The sequence below is a fragment of the Sphingomonas gilva genome (assembly GCF_003515075.1).
Lineage (GTDB): Bacteria > Pseudomonadota > Alphaproteobacteria > Sphingomonadales > Sphingomonadaceae > Sphingomonas > Sphingomonas gilva.
This window is the reverse complement of the sequence record NZ_QWLV01000006.1, coordinates 78443-96187: the sequence shown is the minus strand read 5'-3', so window position 1 is coordinate 96187 and position 17745 is coordinate 78443. Positions and strand designations below refer to the sequence as shown.

Genomic DNA, 17745 nt, shown 5'->3' with positions numbered 1-17745 from the left:
CGGTCAGAGCCGTCCCATCGCCAAGAACTTTTCCCGGCGGGCGCGCTTGAGCGAATCGCCGTCGAGTGCGCTCAGCTCATCCAGCGACTCGCCGATCGCGCCGCCCAGCGAGGCGATCGCCGCCGCCGGGTCGCGGTGCGCGCCGCCGGTCGGCTCGGCGACGATGCGGTCGATCACGCCCAGCGCCTTCAGGTCCTGCGCGGTCACCCGCATCGCCTCGGCGGCGTCGGCCGCCTTGTCGGCGGTGCGCCACAGGATCGACGCGCATCCCTCGGGCGAGATCACCGAATAGACCGCATGCTCCATCATCAGCACGCGGTTGCCCGCGGCGAGCGCCACGGCGCCGCCCGATCCGCCCTCGCCCAGGATGCAGGCCACCATCGGCACGCTCAGCCCCAGGCACATCTGGGTCGAACGCGCGATCGCCTCGGCCTGGCCGCGCTCCTCTGCCTGGATGCCCGGAAACGCGCCCGAGGTGTCGACCAAGGTCACCACGGGCAGCCCGAAGCGGTCGGCCAGCCCCATCAGGCGGATCGCCTTGCGATAGCCCTCGGGCTTGCCCATGCCGAAATTATGCTTGAGCCGGCTGGCGGTATCGTCGCCCTTTTCGTGCCCGATCACCACGCAGCGCCGCCCGCCGATCGTGCCGAACCCGCCCAGGATCGCCTGATCGTCGGCGAAGGCGCGGTCGCCGCCCAGCGGCATGAAGTCCTCGACCAGCGCCGCGACATAATGCTTGAAATGCGGCCGCTCGGGATGGCGCGCGACCTGCGTCTTCTGCCACGGCGTCAGCTTGGCGTAGGTGTCGCGCAGCAGCTTGTCGGACTTGGCCTGCAGCCGCGCGACGTCGGCCGAGATGTCGATCGCGCCGTCGTCGGCGGTCTCGCGCAGCTCGGCGATCCGGCCCTGCAGCTCGGCGATGGGTTTCTCGAAGTCCAGATAGGTGCGCATCGGAAGCGGCGGTTAAGGTTGGCGCGGCGGCGCGTCAATGTCGGCCAGCGGATGCCTGGCGTTCACAAGCTCGACGAGCCGCTTCGAATCGACGTGCGTATAGATCTCGGTGGTGGCGATATCGGCGTGGCCCAGCATCGATTGCAGCGCGCGCAGATCGGCCCCGCCCTCCAGCAGATGCGTGGCGAAGGCGTGGCGCAGCACATGCGGGCTGACGCGCTCCGGCGGAATCCCCGCCTCCGCCGCCAGCCCCTTGAGCATCTGATACAGCCGCACGCGCGACAAATGCGACTTGCCCGATGGAAACAGCCAGGCGCTGTCCCTCGGCACATGCGCCCGCCATTCGGCGACGGCGGCGCGCGCGCGATCGGAGATCGGCGCCATCCGCTCGCGCCCGCCCTTGCCCTTGAGGATCAGGAACGGCCGGTCGGGCGCGATGCCGCCCCGCGGCAGGCCGACCAGCTCGCTCGCCCGCAGCCCCGATCCGTAGAGCAACTCGACCAGCGCGGAGAGCCGCAGATCGAGAGGATCGGCCGGCACGCGCGCCATCCGCGCCGCGATCGCCGCGAACAGCGCGTCGACATCGCCATGTCCCAACACCTTGGGCAAGCCCCGCCGCGCACCGGGCCGGGGCAAGGCGGCGGAAGGGTCGTCGCCGCGCAGCCCCTCCTCATCGAGGAAGCCGAAGAAGCGCCTCAGCGCCGCAGCCTTGCGCGCGACGGTCGACCGCGCCAGTTCGCCCCAGCCATCCGCCAGCCGCGCGATGTCCGCCGCATCCGCCTCGCCCAACCGCCCGCCCAGCGCCTCCGACGCCAGCATCAGGTCGCTGCGATAGGCGGCGATGGTGTTCTTCGCCGCTCCGCTTTCGGCGCTCAGCATCTCGAGGAACCGCTCGATCAGGTCGCGGTCCGCACCCACGATCAGCCCCGCGCGATCGCCTCGGCGGCGATCATCCGCGCCTCGCCCTCCAGCCCGACGCGGCGCAATGCGGAGACGATGTGGAACAGCGCGAGCGGCGAAACGCCGCGCCAGTCGCGCGTCTGCATCCCCACCGCGGCCAGCACCAGCACCGTGCCCTGCTCCCCGCGCTCGGCCGCCGCCATGATCTCGCGCGTCCAGCTGTTCTGCGCGCCGAGCCCCGCCTGCAACGCGGCCGATGCGCGGCCCGCATCGTCGAAATCGAACCGCCCCAGCCCGGTCAGACCGGCGAGCAGCAGCGCCCCCTTGCGCGGATCATTGTCGGCATAATTGTCGAAATCGCCGTAGCCGACCTGCCCCTCGGCATCGGGATCGGCGACCGCGAGCATCGCCCAGCCGTCGCTGTCCGAGGCCACGAACTCGGCCCAGTCCATCGCCTGGATGTCGAGCCCCGCGCTCAGCATCGCCGCGATCAGCGCGCTGGCGTCGGCGGAATAGGTCTCGCTTGCCGGAATCCGCGCCGCCGCCCGCGCGGTCAGGATCGATCGGGCATGGCGCGCCTCGGGCGTCTCGACGCCGTTCCACAAGGCCCTGAGCGCCGTCATGCGGTCCTCGGCGCTGCCGACATAGGCGTCGCGCAGATCGCTCGCCAGCGCGCTTTCCTCCGGCGTCACATCCTCCGATTGCTCGGCCGCCGCGACCAGGTCGACATAGGCGATGTTGCTCAGCACGCCCATCACCGCCGCCGCCGCCGCGACGGGCACGCGCGCCGCCGCATCGAGCATCGGCGCCTGCGCGCGCCAGGCCTGGACATGCCGGCCGACCGTCTCGAACAAGGCGGCGGGGATCGCCACATTGGTCGCGGTCGCCAGGCCGTAGCGCCAGGCGGTCAGCTGATCGACATCGTCCCACTCGATGGTGACGGCGCGCCGGCCGTTGGCGCCGGCGCCGGTGACCTTCTCGGCGAGCAGCAGGTCGATCCCCGTCGCCAGCCGCTGCCGCCGCGCCTGGTCGATGAACTGGCCGGCGGTTCCCGGATCGCTGGTCAGCCCCGCGCACATCGCCTTGGCGAGCAGCCAGGACGGCTCCTCGCTCACCTCGCTCGCCGGATCGGCCAGCGGGCACAGCGCCGCCGGGTCGCCCTTGGCCAGCGCCGCCTGCATCGCGACCTGGAACAGCTTGGGGGTATATCGATCGGTATCGACCGCCTGGACGATCGCCTGGGCGGGCTTCGCCTCGCCCATGCGCAGCAGCAGCCAGGCGCGCTCGGCGGCGAAATCCGCGCCGTTGACACCGGAGGGCGTGTCGGTCCGCGACATCAGGGCGCGCCTCAGCGCGATCGACAGCCAGCGCGAGGCGATCGGCGCGTCGATCCGCCGCATCAATGCGGAGAGGAAAGCGCCCCGCGTCCGGCCATAGGCGTCGGCCTCGATGCCCTGCCCGTCCGGGCCGACCACGCCGACGCGCGCGGTCGATCGCCGCGAGGATGCGGGCAGCTCCGCCTTGCGCAACGCCTCGGCCAGCGCCTGCGCCGCCGCGGCCGCCTCCTCCTCGCTCTGCTCCTCCTCTTCCTCCTCGTCGGGTGCGGGAAGCGGCGCGCCGGTCGTCGGCGGCAGCAGCGGCGTCGGCTGGCCCGGCACGGGCTGCGGGGTCGGTGTCGGCGTCTGCTCGACCGGATCGCCGAAGCCCTCCGGCAGCAGCGATTCGGGCGCGTCCTGATCGCGATTCTGGCCGATCGCCGGCACGCCGAGCGCCGCCGCGCCGAGCGTCACCGCGATGGCGAGGATCGACGCCTTAGCGGCTGAGATTTTCAAGCGGCACCACCTTTTCGACGCGCGTCTGTGCCGTTTCGGCGTCGCGCCCGGCGAGCCAGAACAGCGCGCCTACGACCACGACGATGATCAGGATGAGGATAACAAGCGAACGCGACATCGAAATTTCCCGACAGATTTTGTGCGGACCGGCCTTTTGCCCGAGCCGCGCGCCCGCTGTATAGCCCCCGCCGCCATGCTGCAAAGTCCTCCTGCCGCGCCAGACCAGTCGAACGCCGTCCGCCCCACGCGCCCGATCGTGCTCGTCGGGCTGATGGGCGTGGGCAAGTCGACCGTGGGGCGCCGGCTCGCCGCGCGTCTCGACCTGCCCTTCGCCGATGCCGATCACGAGATAGAGGTCGCCGCCGACATGACCGTCAGCGAGATCTTCGAGCGCTATGGCGAGGCCTATTTCCGCGACGGGGAGCGCCGCGTCATCGCCCGGCTGCTCGACGGCGAGCCCAAGGTGATCGCCACCGGCGGCGGCGCGTTCATCCAGGAGCCGACCCGCGCCAGGATCCTCGAATCGGCCATCGCCGTCTGGCTCGACGCCGATGTCGACATCCTCGCCGATCGCGTCCAGCGCCGCGACACCCGCCCGCTGTTGAAGGGCAACGACCCCCTCGCCAAGCTCGGCGAGCTCGCCGCCGTCCGCAACCCGCTCTACGCTCTCGCCCCCATCCACATCCGCAGCGGCCGCGGCCCCCATGAAGCGACGGTGGACGCGATCATCGCGGCGCTAGGGGCGAACGGTTCAACCAAGTAACCGCCGCGGCCCCCGCGGACCTAAAATCCTCCCTCGCGAAGCGGGGGAGGGGGACCGCTCGAAGAGCGGTGGAGGGGGAATGCCACAAGGGATTCGCTCGCGGCGCTTCCCCCTCCACCAGCCTGCGGCTGGTCCCCCTCCCCCAGACAAGCTGGGGGAGGATTTAGCCGGGCCGCCACGGGCGCGTCATGCCGTGGCAACACGACCGTTCAATGGCTCCCCTCCATCGAACGCGCCGCCGGGGATGCATTTCCCCGAACATCCCGCTAGCGGGGGCTCGCCATGACCAGCCAGACCATCCCCGTCGCGCTCGGCGACCGCAGCTACGACGTCGTCATCGAAGACGACCTCCTCTCCCGCGCGGGGACCATCCTCGCGTCGCTGTCGCGCGGGCGGCGGATGGTGGTCGTCACCGACGAGAACCTCGCCGGCCATCTCGCCACGCTCCAGGGGTCGCTCTCCACCGCGGGCATCGACAGCGAGGCGATCGTCCTGACGCCCGGCGAGGGCAGCAAGAGCTGGGCGACGCTCGAATCGCTCACCGACCGCCTGCTCGATCTCGGCGTCGAACGCGGCGACCATGTCGTCGCGCTGGGCGGCGGGGTGATCGGCGATCTCGTCGGCTTCGCGGCGGCGATCCTCAAGCGCGGCTGCAGGTTCGTCCAGATCCCCACCACATTGCTCGCCCAGGTCGATTCGTCGGTCGGCGGCAAGACCGCGATCAACAGCCGCGCCGGCAAGAACCTGATCGGCGCCTTCCATCAGCCGAGCCTCGTGCTGATCGACCCCGCGACGCTCGACACCCTGCCCGGTCGCCAGGTCGCCGCGGGCTATGCCGAGGTGGTCAAATACGGCCTGATCGACGATCCCGCCTTCTTCGCCTGGTGCGAGGCGAACGGCGCGGCGCTGCTCGCCGGCGATCCCACCGCGCGCGCGCACGCCATCGCCCACAGCGTCGCCGCCAAGGCGCGCATCGTCGCCGCCGACGAACGCGAGACGAAGGACGTCCGCGCGCTGCTCAACCTTGGCCACACCTTCGCCCACGCGCTGGAGGCGGAGACGGGCTTTTCGGACAGGCTGCTCCACGGCGAGGCGGTCGCCGCGGGCATGGCGCTCGCCTTCGGCTTCTCGGCGGCGCGAGGGCATTGCCCGCCGGAGGACGCCGCCCGCGTCGCCGCGCATCTGCGCTCGGTCGGCCTGCCGGACGGCCTCGCCGCCTGCGGCATCGACGCCTCGGGCAAGACCCTTGTCGCGCACATGGCGCACGACAAGAAGATGGACGCCGGCACGCTCCCCTTCCTGCTCGCCACCGGCATCGGCGAGACCTATCTCGATCGCTCGGTCGCGCTGGCGGACGTGGCGGCGTTTTTGGATCGCTAGACACCCAAAAGCCGAAGCGGCAGGCGGTTTGGTGCTCCGCCCGATCGCCTTGCTCCGTCACCCGGACCTGTTCCGGGGTCCATGTCTCCCCACACGCCATCAGCGTTATGCGCGGAACGATGGCCCCCGGAACAGGTCCCGGGTGACAAGGAGAATTGGGCACGGCCAACGAAATTTCCCCTGTCCTACATGATCCAGATAGGTTATCGTCGTGGAATGTCACGCTCCACATCATCACGGCCGCGAATGATTCGGCACGATACTGAGCTGAATTTCAGCGGCGTGAAAAACCGCGCCGGACACTGAACATGCTGAAGTTCGCTCAAGCATGTTCGCCGGAAAATCGCACAAACCGGTCGTTTCCCATTCAACCGGTCGGTTGCATATCCTTCAGTCCCCACGAAGCTCGCTGCCCAGCTTCAGCGCCCTGGCGCCGTCCTCCTGCTCGACCAGATAGGCCGGATCGTCCTTCGATCCGTTGCGCACGATCCTGCTGCCGCCCAGTGTCCGCTGCACGCGCCGCTCGAAGCGCTCCGCCACCTTGCCGTGCGCCCGGGAGCCGGCCCATTGCCAGCTGACCGCCTGGCCCTTGCGAAAGCTGTTGGACATCGCGGCATCCTCCTCGCCCGCGCCAACCGCGCATCCGTCGCTTTCGTTCCGCCTCGCCGCCAGCTAAGGGCGCGACGATGAAGGTGACCGATCTGCGCATCGCGCTGTTCAGCGGCAACTACAACTATACCCGCGACGGCGCGAACCAGGCGCTCAACCGGCTGGTCGCCTATCTGCTGGCCCAGGGCGCGGCGGTGCGCATCTATTCGCCGACGGTGGAGCATCCCGCCTTCCCCGCGACCGGGGATCTGGTCGACGTTCCCGCGGTGCCGATGCCGTTCGGCCGCGGCGAGTACCGCTTCGCGATGGGGCTGCCCGCCAAGGTCCGCGCCGATCTCAGGAAATTCGCGCCGAACATGGTCCATGTCTCCGCGCCGGAGCTGCTCGGCCACCGCGCCGTCACCTATGCGCGGCGCCACCATCTGCCGGTGGTGGCGTCGGTCCACACGCGCTTCGAGACCTATCCCCGCTATTACAATCTCGGCTTCATGGAGCCGCTGGTCGAAAAGGGGTTGAAGCGCTTCTACAATCGCTGCGACGCGATCGTCGCGCCGTCGCGCTCGATGGCGGACCTGCTCGCCGAACAGGGGATGAACCCGCATATCGGCATCTGGTCGCGCGGGGTCGATCACCACATCTTCAATCCCGCGGCGCGCAGCCTCGAATGGCGCCGTTCGCTCGGCATCGGCGACGACGAGGTGGCGATCGGCTTTCTCGGCCGGCTGGTGCTCGAAAAGGGCCTCGACGTGTTCGGGGAGGCGATGCAGGCGCTTGCCGCGCGCGGCGTGCCGCACCGCGTCCTCGTGATCGGCGACGGTCCGGCGCGCGAGACCTTCGCCGCCCAGGTGCCCGAAGCGGTGTTCGCCGGCTTCCAGCGCGGCGCCGATCTCGGCCGCGCGGTCGCCTCGATGGACATCTTCCTCAACCCGAGCGTCACCGAGACCTTCGGCAACGTCACGCTGGAGGCGATGGCCTGCGCCGTCCCGGTCGTCGCCGCCGATGCGACCGGCAGCGCCAGCCTGGTCGAGGACGGCGTCACCGGCCGGCTCGTCCCCCCGCGCGACATCGCCGCCTATGCCGACGCCCTGGCGCATTACGCGACCGACGACGCCGCCCGCCGCGCCGCCGGACAAGCCGGGTACGACGCGGCGAAGGCCTATGGCTGGGACGCGATCAACCAGAAGGTCGTCGACACCTATCTGGAGGTCATCGCGCGGCGGTCGATGACCGACGCGCGAAACCCTCCCCGTTCGTCCTGAGCTTGTCGAAGGGCGGTCCTCCCTTGCGGCCCCCAGCAGGACAGGGCCTCGACAAGCTCAGCCCGAACCGGCTTGAAGGATCATTTCCAGTCGAACGCCAGCGGCGCCTCTCTGAAGGCGAAGCGGTCGAGATGCTCGGCTACGACGCGCCGCATCCGCCCCGCGTCCTCCCCGTCGGGCACGTCCAGCGTCACCGCCAACGCGTCTTCACGCGCCGCCAGCTCGGCAATCGTGCCGTTGGGAAAGGCGATGCGCCCCTTCTCGGCGTCGAACTCGACATGCATCTTGTGCGACCAATGCTTGCACAGCTGCTGCAGATAGCGGCTGGCGTTCGCGGTCGGCACCTCGGCAGAGGAACGGCTCATGCCTTCAGCCTCTCGATCTTCTGCGCCGCCTCGTCGATGATCGCGGAGGCCTGATGCAGCAGATCGGCATCGACATCGCCTTGGCCCAGCCGGTTCTGCAGCACGGTGCGCAGATTGCCCATCGCGCGCCGCACCGGCCCGCCATCGGTCCTGGCGCTGTGCCGGCCGATATCGGTGAGCCGCGCGATCAGCGCCTCGGCCTGCTCGGCCTGCTCGGCCAGGTGCGTCCTGCCCGCATCGGTCGCGGCGAACATCTTCTTGGCGCCCTCGGACCGCTCCTCGGCGATCAGCTCCATGTCCTCGAGCATGGTCAGCGTGGGGTAGACCACGCCCGGACTGGGCGCATAGGCGCCGCCGGTCATCGCCTCGATCTCGCGGATCAGGTCGTAGCCGTGGCGCGGCGTGTCGGCGATCAGCTTCAGCAGCACCAGCCGCAGCTCGCCGCCGTCGAACACCCGCCGTCGTCCGCGCCCATGCCCCATGCCGTGATGGCCATGGCCAGCGCCGAAACCGCCACGGCCACCACCGGCCCAACGGTCATATCCCATTCCAAATCGCATCATGATATCCCGTGAATAGTTACCGATCGCTCTAAGATATATCTTGATGCAGCACTTACAAGCCCCTGTGCGGAAGCGCCGGGAGAACTTATCTAGAACGACGATGGCAGACCTGTTCGCCCCCGCCGAAGCCGAAGCCGCCGTCGCGCAGACGGCGCCGCTTGCCGAGCGCTTGCGCCCGCGCGCGCTGGAGGAGGTGGTCGGGCAGGAGCATCTGACCGGCCCCGACGGCGCGATCGGGCGGATGGTCGCCGCCGGCCGTCTATCCTCGATGATCCTGTGGGGGCCGCCCGGCACCGGCAAGACGACCATAGCCCGGCTGCTCGCCGACGCCGTGGGCCTGCGCTTCGTCGCCATCTCGGCGGTGTTCTCGGGCGTCGCCGATCTCAAGAAAGCCTTCGCTGAGGCGCGCGAGCATGCCCGCATGGGCAAGCGGACGTTGCTGTTCGTGGACGAGATCCACCGCTTCAACCGCGCCCAGCAGGACGGCTTCTTGCCCTATGTCGAGGACGGCACCGTCACCCTGGTCGGCGCGACCACCGAGAATCCGAGCTTCGAGCTCAACGCCGCGCTCTTGAGCCGCGCGCAGGTGCTGATCCTCCACCGGCTCGACGCACGCGCGCTCGGCGCGCTGCTCGAACGCGCCGAGGCGCTCGAAGGCCGTCCCCTCCCCGTTACCCGGCCGGCGCGCGAGGCGATGATCGCCAGCGCCGACGGCGACGGCCGCTTCCTGCTCAACCAGGCGGAGACCCTGTGGTCGGTCGACCTGCCCGAACCGCTCGATCCCGCCGGCCTGTCCGCCTTCCTCCAGCGCCGCGTCGCGGTGTACGACAAGGATCGCGAGGGGCATTACAACCTCATCTCCGCGCTCCATAAGTCGCTGCGCGGATCGGACGCGCAGGCCGCGCTCTACTATCTCGCCCGCATGCTCACCGCAGGCGAGGAGCCGCTCTACGTCCTGCGCCGTCTCGTCCGCTTCGCGTCGGAAGATGTCGGCCTCGCCGATCCCAACGCGCTGGTCCAATGCCTCGCCGCGAAGGACAGCTATGACTTTCTCGGCAGCCCCGAAGGCGAGCTCGCCATCGCCCAGGCATGCCTCTACCTTGCCACCGCGCCCAAATCGAACGCCGCCTATGTGGCGCAGAAAGCCGCGTGGAAATCGGCCCGAGAGACGGGCTCGCTGATGCCGCCGCAGAACATCCTCAACGCGCCGACCAGGCTGATGAAGGACATCGGCTACGGCAAGAACTACGCCTATGACCACGATACCGAAGAAGGCTTCTCTGGCGCCAACTACTGGCCCGAGGAGATGACCCCGCAAACCTATTACCAACCCACGGATCGCGGCTTCGAAAAGCGGGTGGCGGAGCGGCTGGCCTGGTGGGAGGAGCTTCGCAGAAAATGATCGTCGCCCCTGCGAAGGCAGGGGCCGCAGTCGGCATATACTGGCGCTGGATGTGCCACGAACCGTGAGGCCCCTGCTTGCGCAGGGGCGACGCGCACGCGGAGCCTTTCGCGCGCCCGCCCGTTCGGTCATCATCGGCAGACACGAATAGAGGGGAACCAGCATGTACGGCTATGGCGACAATGTCCGGTGGGAGGTCGATTGGGTCGCGGTCCAGTCCTGGGGCCTCAAGATCCTCGCCGCCATCGCCATCCTCGTCCTCACCCATTTCGTCGCCAAGGCGGTGCAATGGGGCATCGCCAAGCTGGTCGACCGCATCCCGGCGCTCAAGCGCCATTGGAACACCTCGCCCGATCACACCATCGGCCAGCAGCTCGGCACGCTCGCTTATTGGCTGGTCTGGCTGGTCGGCCTGCTCGTCGCGCTGCAGCCGCTGGGTCTTAGCCAGGTGCTCGATCCGGTCCGCGCGCTGACCACCGAAGTGTTCGCCTTCCTGCCGCGCATCCTCGGCGCGGGCCTCATCTTCGTCATCGGCCTCATCGTCGCGACGATCCTGCGCCGCGTCGTCGAGGCCGCGCTCGCCGCCGCCAATGTCGACGGCTGGCTCGCCCGCGCCCGCATCGGCGAGGTGACCGGGACGCCCGCACCCGGCGCGCCGGCGATCTCGAAGACGATCGGCCTCATCGTGTTCGTCTCGATCATGCTGCTCGTCGCAACCGCCGCGCTCGAGGCGCTGGAGCTCGAATCACTGTCCGGCCCGCTGGTCAGCATCCTCGACGCCGTCGCCTATTTCCTGCCGCGCCTCGTGCTCGCCGGCATCGTCATCGCGCTCGCCTATTTCGTCGGGCGCTGGGCGAAGTCGGTCGCCGAGCAATTGCTGGCGAGCCTCGGCTTCGATCACGCGCTGCAAGGCTCGGGCATCGTTCCCGCCGGCGTATCGGGCGCGAAGATCGTCGGCACGATCATACTCACCGCGATCATGCTGTTCGCCGCGATCGCCGCGGTCGAGGTGCTGGAGATCGCCTCGCTGCAGCTGATGCTGATCCAGATCACCGATCTCGGCGGCCGCGTGTTGTTCGGCGCGATCATCATCGGCGTCGGCGTGTTGCTCGCGCGCATCCTCTCCGGGATCGTCGCCTCGACCAGCGGCGGGGACGGGTTCGCTCCCGCCATCGTCCGCTACGCCATCCTTGCGCTCGCCATCGCCATGGGCCTGCGCTTCATGGGGCTGGCTAATGAGATCGTCACGCTGGCCTTCGGCCTCGTCCTCGGCTCGGCGGCGGTCGCCTGCGCGCTCGCCTTCGGCCTGGGCGGGCGTCCGACCGCGCACAAGCTGCTCGAACGCTGGACCGAAGGCGGCGCGCGTCCGCAACCGCCCGAACCGCCGCGCGCGCCGCGCAAGCCGAAGCCGCCCATGCCGCCCGGCGACATCTGAGGGCGAAAATGAAGGACTGGAATGCGGTCACCGCCTACGCCCTGTCGCTGCCCGATACCGAAATGGCGAGCCATTACGGCTCGCCGGTTCCCAAGCTCAACGGCAAGGCGCTGGTCGCGCCCGGCCGCGAGGAGAGCAGCTTCTGCCTGATGGTCGCCCAGGCCGAGAAGGAGGTGCTGCTCGAAACCGATCCGGACACCTTCTGGGAGACCGATCATTATCGCGGTTGGCCCGCGATCCTCGTCCGCTACGGCACTGGCGCCGATGATCGCATCCAGACCTATATCCGGCGCCGCTGGTGGGACGTGGCGAAGAAGGCGCAGCGGGAGCGGTTCGGCGAGCGTCCCTGACCATTTCACCCGCTTCGCCGCGATCGACTGGTCCGGCGCGAAAGGTCACCGGCATCGCGGCATCGCCGTCGCGGCATGCGACCTTGGCGAGGACGCCCCGCGCCTGGTCGAGCCGCCGGGCGGCATCTGGTCGCGCACCGCAGTCCTCGACTGGCTGCTCGCCCGCCGCGATGAACCATTGCTCGTCGGCTTCGATTTCAGCTTCTCCGCGCCCTATGTCGCACGCGGCGCCCATCTGCCCGGCGAGACCGAAACGACCGATGCACGCGCGCTCTGGGCCTATGTCGATGCGCACAGTCCCGATGTCGATCTCGGCGCGGCAAGCTTCCTCGAAGCCCGGCGCGGCCGTCACTTCTATCTGGGCGCGGCGGACGGAGCAAAACGCGACTTCCTCCACTGGCGCGCCTGCGAGGTCTCGTCCGGCGGCGGCGCGAAGCCCTCGACGGTCTACGACGCGATCGGCGCGGCGCAGGTCGCCAAGGCCAGCTTCGCCGGCATGCGCCTGCTCCACCATCTTGCCGGCCGCATCCCCGTCTGGCCGTTCGATCCGCCGCCGGACAAGGGCGCGCTGGTGGTAGAAATCTATACGGCAATCGCCGCGCGCGCCGCCGGCCTGCGTAAGGGACTGAGCAAGCTGCGCACTCCGGAGGCGCTCGACGCCGCCCTCGCAGCGCTGGGTTCGCGTCCTCACGCCCCCCTTGCTGGCTATGACGACCATTCCACCGACGCGATCCTCGCTGCGGCCTGGCTCCGCGCCGGCGCCCGGCGACCCGAGCTTTGGCATCCGCCGGGCCTGACCGATGAAATCGCGCGAACCGAGGGCTGGACCTTCGGCGTAAGCTGACGCAATAGCGCGAGCGGACGCCGGTTTAGCTCAGCTGGTAGAGCAGCGGTTTTGTAAACCGAAGGTCGCGGGTTCGATTCCTGCAACCGGCACCACCCCAGCGCTTGCGACGAACTGGGGGAACCGTCCTTCGCCTCGTTCATTCCGCCAGGGTGAACCAGCCGTCCAAGGCCGAACGCGCCCGCTCCCGCGCCGTCCGGCTCCGCAATGAAGCCCGCAACTGCCTGTCGATCGCCGTCGGCGCGCGCGACCGGCAGTTCAGCGCCGATCTGATCGACGAGGCGTCGCGCCTGATCGCCCGCGCGCGCGAGCTCGCCGCCTGAACGAAAACAAGGCACCCATTTCCCCGGCGGCTCGTTACACATCACCAATGCCTTCGATCACCGTCGCCAGCTACAATATGCGCAAGGCCATCGGCACCGATCGCCGCCGCCGTCCGGAGCGCACGCTGGAGGTGCTGCGCGAGATCGATGCCGACGTCATCGCGCTGCAGGAGGCCGATCGGCGCTTCGGCCGGCGCGCGGCGGCGATCCCGCATCATCTGATGGACGAGCATAGCGACTGGAAGCCGGTGGATTTCGGCGTGCGCGCGCAGAGCCTTGGCTGGCACGGCAACGCCATCCTGGTGCGCAAGTCGGCGCAGCTGCTCGATTGCGAGATCATCCACCTGCCGGCGCTGGAGCCGCGCGGCGCGGTGATGGCCGATATTCGCGTCGGCGGTTCGGTGCTGCGCGTGATCGGCATGCACCTCGATCTTTCCGGCCTGTGGCGTCGGCGGCAGGCGCATGCCATTCTCGCGCACGTGCACGCATCGACCCGCCAGCTGCCCACGGTGATGATGGGCGATCTCAACGAATGGTCGGCCGGCGGCGGCTGCCTGCGCGACTTCGGCCGCGACATGGTCTGCGCGGCGACCGGCCCCAGCTTCCACGCCCGCCGCCCGATCGCGCGGCTCGACCGGATCCTCGTCTCGCGCGACATGACCATCGCCGATTCGGGCACGCACAGCTCCGCCGCGGCGCGCACCGCGTCCGATCACCTGCCCATCTGGGCCAAGCTCACGCTGTAGATGCGCGAAAAGGAGCTCCGTCTCGCGCTCGTCTGCTATGGCGGCATCAGCCTCGCGGTGTACATGCACGGCATCACCAAGGAGGTATGGCGCCTCGCCCGCGCCAGCCGCGCCTATCATGACGGCCTGGATCCCGCGACCGGCAGCCAGGGCGTCTACCGCGCGCTGATCGAGGAGATCGAGACCGCCGGCGAGATGCGGCTGCGCGTGCTGCCCGATATCATCGCCGGGGCGAGCGCGGGCGGGATCAACGGCGTCTTCCTCGCCCAGGCCATCGCTTCGGGCCTCAGCCTGGAGCCGCTGACCGATCTCTGGCTCGACATGGCCGATGTCGAGGCGCTGATCGCTCCCGAGGCCGCGCCCGGCTCGCGCTTCACCAAGATGTGGGCGATGCCGATCGCCTGGCTGGCCGCGGGCAACAGCGAAAAGGCGCTGGAAGACATCGACCCTGAAACGCGCGAGGAGGTGCGCGGCAAGCTCGCCCATTTCATCCGCTCGCGCTGGTTCGAGCCGCCCTTCGGTGGGCCGCAGTTCACCGGCATGCTGCTCGACGCCTTCGCCGCGATGGGCGAGAGCGAGCGCGGCCCCCGCCTGCTGCCCGACGGCCAGCCGCTCGACCTGTTCGTCACCGTCACTGACTTCCGCGGCTATCCCGAACGGCTGCGGCTCAACTCGCCGCCCGAGATCGTCGAGACCGAGCACCGGCTGACCTTCGGTTTCACCGATGGCGGCGTTGCGATCGACGCGTTGGCGCAGGACGCGGAGCTGGCCTATGCCGCGCGCGCGACCTCCAGCTTTCCCGGCGCCTTTCCGCCCTTCACCGTGGCCGAGCTCGACGCGGTGCTGAAGGAGCGCGGCGTGCAATGGGAGGGCCGCGAGAGCTTCCTCTCGCGAATCCTGCCGCGCCATGCCGCGATCAACGCGGCCGAAGGGGCGGTGCTGGTCGACGGTTCGGTGCTCGCCAACGCGCCCTTCCGCCCCGCGATCGACGCCCTGCGCGAACGCCCTGCGCGGCGCGAGATCGACCGCCGTTTCGTCTATATCGATCCGCGCCCCGGCCACCGCTTCGGCGCGCGCGCCGATACCCAGGGCGTGCCAGGCTTCTTCTCGACGATCATCGGCGCGATCTCGGAGATCCCTCGCGAGCAGCCGATCCGCGACAATCTGGAAGCGATCGAAGCGCGCACCCGGCGCATCGAGCAGATGCGCGGCGTGATCGAGGATATCCGGCCCGAGGTGGAGGCGCGCGTCGAATCGCTGTTCGGCACCACCTTCCTGCTCGACTGGCCGACGCCCGCCCGCCTCGCCGCATGGCGCGCCAAGGCGCAGGGCGCCGCGGCCAAACAGTCGGGCTTCGCCTTCGCCGCCTATGCCAATCTCAAGCTTGTCGGGGTGGCGGATTCGCTCGCCTCGATGATGCGGCGGATCGGCGGGGACGCCTCCCACGCCCGCCATCTCGCGCTGCGCGCCGCGATCGAGCGCACGCTCGCGGGCAGCCGCGCCGCCGATCCGGACGCGGTGCCGCTGCTGCGCGCGTTCGACATCGCCTTCCGCATCCGCCGGCTGCGCCTGCTCGCGCGCCGCCTGACCGAGATCGAGCAGGAGGCGACGCACCCCGCCCTCACCCTGCTGCGCGACGCGATCTACGACAGCCTGACTCCCTATCTGGAGGTCAAGCGCACCACGCACCACGCGCATCTGGCCGAGGAGATCGATTCGGTCGCCGAAGATGCGTCGCTGGCGATGGACGCGCTCGCCGCCTCGCTCGGCCTCGCCACGCTCGACGCGCAGGCGGACGAACGCCTCGCCGCCGCCTTCGCCGCCTTGCCAAAGGAGGCGCGCCGGCCGCTGCTGCTCGCCTATCTCGGCTTCCCTTTCTACGACGTCGCCACCCTGCCCCTGCTCCAGGGCGAAGGCCTTGACGAGTTCGATCCCGTCCGCGTCGACCGCATCTCGCCCGACGATTGCGGTTCGATCCGCCAGGGCGGCGCGGAGGCGACGTTGAAGGGCATCCAGTTCAACAGCTTCGGCGCCTTCTTCAGCCGCGCCTATCGCGAGAACGACTATCTCTGGGGTCGTCTCCACGGCGCCGAGCGGCTGATCGACATCCTCGTCTCGACCCTGCCGCCGGGCCGGACGCTCGGCCCCGGCCGCGTCGCCGCGGCCAAGCACGCCGCCTTCGTCGCCATCCTCGACGAGGAGCAGGACCGGCTAAGGGCGATTCCCGGCCTGATCGAGCAGCTGCGCACGGAGATCGGCTAGGTCTGGTCAAAGCGACGGGGCTCGAATAGGCTCGCCGTCACGTCCGCATGGAGAAATATTTGATGCAAGTCCTGCGCACGCTCTTCTGGGTGTTGCTCGCCGTCGTCGCGGTGGTGTTCGCGGTGAACAACTGGACCGTCGTGCCCGTGCGCCTGTGGGCCGGGCTGACGGCGGAGATCATGCTGCCGGCGCTGCTCGCGATCGTCTTCCTCGCCGGCTGGCTCCCCACCTGGCTGCTGCTTCGCGCCTCGCGGTGGCGGATGAAGTCGCGCCTGACCGCAAGCGAGCGCCAGCTCGCCGAGCTGCGCGGCCCCTCCGCCGAACCAACGCCGCTGCCCGCCCCCGCCCCCAGCGGCGTCCCCACCGCCGTGCCGCCGGGCGTCGCATGAGCTCGCCGATCTACGTCGCGCTCGACACGCCCGATCTCGAACGGGCGCGTGCGATCGCGACCCGCGTCCGCCACCATGTCGGCGGGATCAAGCTGGGCCTCGAATTCTTCGCCGCCAACGGCCGGTCGGGCGTGCGCGAGATGGCCGAGCTCGGCCTGCCGATCTTCCTCGATCTGAAGCTCCACGACATCCCCAACACCGTCGCCAAGGCGATCATGGCGCTCCGCCCGCTCGAACCCGCGATCCTGACCGTCCATGCCTCGGGCGGCCGGGCGATGCTGGAAGACGCCAAGGCCGCCGCGCCGCAGGGCACCAAGGTCGTCGCCGTGACGATGCTCACCAGCCTCGATGACAGCGACCTCGCCGCCACCGGCGTCGCCGGCAGCGCGCACGATCAGGTCATCCGCCTTGCCGAGCTGGCGAAAGCCTCGGGCATCGACGGAATCGTCTGCTCGGGCAACGAGGTCGCCGCCGCCAAGAAGATCTGGCCCAAGGGGTTCTTCGTCGTCCCCGGCGTCCGCCCGGCGAACGGCGAGCTGGCCGATCAGAAGCGCACGACCACGCCCCGCCAGGCGCTCGACGCGGGCGCGTCGATCCTGGTCGTCGGCCGCCCGATCACCCAAGCCGAAGATCCCGATCATGCGGCGCGCGCGATCGAGGCGACGCTTTAGGTTCGGCGGCCAGCCTCATCGATGAATCCCTGGCTTCGCTTCGGCCGAAGGATCGCGATCATCGTGGCGGCTGTCTGGATCAGCGGCTGGGCGATCCATCCCGGCGCGGGCGTGGCCGTCGCGGTCGGATCGATGATCTGGCTGGCGATCCGGTATGACAACCACACCGGGTCGCTCCTTCTTCTGACCTTGGTTCTTCTGGTCGTCCTGTTGATCATCCTGGCGCTGCTGATGTTCATGGTCGCCCGGGCGTCCGCTTGACCGGGGCGGAAGACTTGGAGAAACGAAGCCTTGAAGGAGATCGGGCATGACGTTTGAAGGAAGCTGTCACTGCGGCGCGGTGGCGTTCACCGTCGAGGCCGACGCCCCTGCCGAAGCGATGAGCTGCAACTGCTCGCATTGCCGCCGCAAGGGCTTCCTGCTCGCCTTCCTTCCCGCCGACACCTTCACCCTGACCAGGGGCGAGGATGCGCTGACCGACTATCTGTTCAACAAGCACAATATCCGCCACCGCTTCTGCGCCACCTGCGGCGCGCAGGCCTTCGCCGAGGGCAAGGGGCCCGACGGATCGGAGGTGCGGGCGATCAACCTGCGCTGCGTTCCCGCCATCGATCTCGATACGCTCACCATCCACAAGGTCGACGGCGCAAGCTTCTGACGCGCCGGGCAACGGCGCAGCGGAGCTGCGCCAAGCCGCACGA

General features: G+C 69.5%; 21 protein-coding genes and 1 tRNA gene. 15 read left to right on the top strand and 7 right to left on the bottom strand.

The genetic code is table 11. The features are described from left to right. Positions 1 to 3: 3 nt before the first annotated feature. The 4 genes from D1610_RS12715 to D1610_RS17135 are packed head-to-tail and all read right to left on the bottom strand — an operon-like array spanning position 4 to position 3801. Positions 4 to 951, bottom strand: a complete 948-nt coding sequence (locus D1610_RS12715; RefSeq protein WP_118864572.1) for an acetyl-CoA carboxylase carboxyltransferase subunit alpha — start codon at positions 949 to 951, stop codon at positions 4 to 6. A 12-nt stretch (positions 952 to 963) separates the two neighbouring features. After that, positions 964 to 1869 (bottom strand): tyrosine-type recombinase/integrase, encoded by a 906-nt coding sequence (locus D1610_RS12710; RefSeq protein ID WP_118864571.1) that lies wholly within the window; start codon positions 1867 to 1869, stop codon positions 964 to 966. Positions 1870 to 1871: 2 nt separating this feature from the next. After that, on the bottom strand, positions 1872 to 3683 hold the full coding sequence (locus D1610_RS12705) for a hypothetical protein (RefSeq protein ID WP_118864570.1): 1812 nt from the start codon (positions 3681 to 3683) through the stop codon (positions 1872 to 1874). Then, positions 3664 to 3801, bottom strand: coding sequence for a hypothetical protein (locus tag D1610_RS17135; RefSeq protein WP_182466824.1), 138 nt, complete (start codon positions 3799 to 3801; stop codon positions 3664 to 3666). The genes D1610_RS12705 and D1610_RS17135 overlap by 20 nt, the downstream gene beginning before the upstream one ends. Before the next feature lie 75 nt (positions 3802 to 3876). Between D1610_RS17135 and D1610_RS12700 the strand changes: the two genes are divergently transcribed. Then, positions 3877 to 4446, top strand: coding sequence for a shikimate kinase (locus D1610_RS12700; RefSeq protein ID WP_118864569.1), 570 nt, complete (start codon positions 3877 to 3879; stop codon positions 4444 to 4446). 282 nt (positions 4447 to 4728) lie between these two features. Further along, a complete protein-coding gene (gene aroB, locus D1610_RS12695) occupies positions 4729 to 5826 on the top strand; it encodes a 3-dehydroquinate synthase (protein WP_118864568.1) in 1098 nt (365 codons plus the stop codon). A 390-nt stretch (positions 5827 to 6216) separates the two neighbouring features. On the opposite strand, the gene D1610_RS12690 is transcribed toward aroB, so the two are convergent. Then, complete coding sequence (locus D1610_RS12690; RefSeq protein WP_118864567.1) at positions 6217 to 6435, bottom strand: hypervirulence associated TUDOR domain-containing protein; 219 nt, start codon at positions 6433 to 6435, stop codon at positions 6217 to 6219. A gap of 77 nt (positions 6436 to 6512) precedes the next feature. Here D1610_RS12690 and D1610_RS12685 point away from each other — a divergent pair, with 77 nt between their 5' ends. Continuing rightward, a complete protein-coding gene (locus tag D1610_RS12685; protein WP_118864566.1) occupies positions 6513 to 7694 on the top strand; it encodes a glycosyltransferase family 4 protein in 1182 nt (393 codons plus the stop codon). Positions 7695 to 7774: 80 nt separating this feature from the next. Here the strand turns inward: D1610_RS12685 and D1610_RS12680 are convergent, their stop codons facing one another. Continuing rightward, a complete protein-coding gene (locus D1610_RS12680; RefSeq protein WP_118864565.1) occupies positions 7775 to 8059 on the bottom strand; it encodes a DUF2218 domain-containing protein in 285 nt (94 codons plus the stop codon). After that, on the bottom strand, positions 8056 to 8607 hold the full coding sequence (locus D1610_RS12675; RefSeq protein WP_118864564.1) for a PadR family transcriptional regulator: 552 nt from the start codon (positions 8605 to 8607) through the stop codon (positions 8056 to 8058). Before D1610_RS12675 ends, D1610_RS12680 begins: the two co-directional genes overlap by 4 nt. A 115-nt stretch (positions 8608 to 8722) precedes the next feature. Between D1610_RS12675 and D1610_RS12670 the strand changes: the two genes are divergently transcribed. The 12 genes from D1610_RS12670 to D1610_RS12620 all read left to right on the top strand — a co-directional run bounded on the left by D1610_RS12670 (position 8723) and on the right by D1610_RS12620 (position 17702). Continuing rightward, a complete protein-coding gene (locus tag D1610_RS12670; RefSeq protein WP_118864563.1) occupies positions 8723 to 10024 on the top strand; it encodes a replication-associated recombination protein A in 1302 nt (433 codons plus the stop codon). A gap of 163 nt (positions 10025 to 10187) precedes the next feature. Continuing rightward, positions 10188 to 11459: a mechanosensitive ion channel gene (locus tag D1610_RS12665; RefSeq protein WP_118864562.1), complete on the top strand. Its 1272-nt coding sequence runs from the start codon at positions 10188 to 10190 to the stop codon at positions 11457 to 11459. 8 nt (positions 11460 to 11467) lie between these two features. Beyond that, entirely contained in the window at positions 11468 to 11809 is a 342-nt protein-coding gene (locus D1610_RS12660) for an MmcQ/YjbR family DNA-binding protein (RefSeq protein ID WP_118864561.1), read from the top strand. After that, positions 11724 to 12653, top strand: coding sequence for a hypothetical protein (locus D1610_RS12655; RefSeq protein ID WP_245942217.1), 930 nt, complete (start codon positions 11724 to 11726; stop codon positions 12651 to 12653). The genes D1610_RS12660 and D1610_RS12655 overlap by 86 nt, the downstream gene beginning before the upstream one ends. Before the next feature lie 19 nt (positions 12654 to 12672). Further along, positions 12673 to 12748: transfer RNA gene (locus D1610_RS12650), tRNA-Thr, on the top strand. A gap of 57 nt (positions 12749 to 12805) precedes the next feature. Continuing rightward, positions 12806 to 12976, top strand: a complete 171-nt coding sequence (locus D1610_RS17130; RefSeq protein WP_182466822.1) for a hypothetical protein — start codon at positions 12806 to 12808, stop codon at positions 12974 to 12976. A gap of 47 nt (positions 12977 to 13023) precedes the next feature. Then, complete coding sequence (locus tag D1610_RS12645; RefSeq protein ID WP_118864560.1) at positions 13024 to 13722, top strand: endonuclease/exonuclease/phosphatase family protein; 699 nt, start codon at positions 13024 to 13026, stop codon at positions 13720 to 13722. Further along, positions 13723 to 15984: a patatin-like protein gene (locus D1610_RS12640; RefSeq protein WP_118864559.1), complete on the top strand. Its 2262-nt coding sequence runs from the start codon at positions 13723 to 13725 to the stop codon at positions 15982 to 15984. A gap of 62 nt (positions 15985 to 16046) precedes the next feature. Next, positions 16047 to 16373, top strand: a complete 327-nt coding sequence (locus tag D1610_RS12635) for a LapA family protein (RefSeq protein WP_118864669.1) — start codon at positions 16047 to 16049, stop codon at positions 16371 to 16373. After that, positions 16370 to 17044, top strand: a complete 675-nt coding sequence (pyrF, locus tag D1610_RS12630) for an orotidine-5'-phosphate decarboxylase (RefSeq protein WP_118864558.1) — start codon at positions 16370 to 16372, stop codon at positions 17042 to 17044. The genes D1610_RS12635 and pyrF overlap by 4 nt, the downstream gene beginning before the upstream one ends. A gap of 21 nt (positions 17045 to 17065) precedes the next feature. After that, a complete protein-coding gene (locus tag D1610_RS12625; protein ID WP_118864557.1) occupies positions 17066 to 17305 on the top strand; it encodes a hypothetical protein in 240 nt (79 codons plus the stop codon). 46 nt (positions 17306 to 17351) lie between these two features. Further along, a complete protein-coding gene (locus tag D1610_RS12620; RefSeq protein WP_118864556.1) occupies positions 17352 to 17702 on the top strand; it encodes a GFA family protein in 351 nt (116 codons plus the stop codon). Positions 17703 to 17745 lie beyond the last annotated feature (43 nt).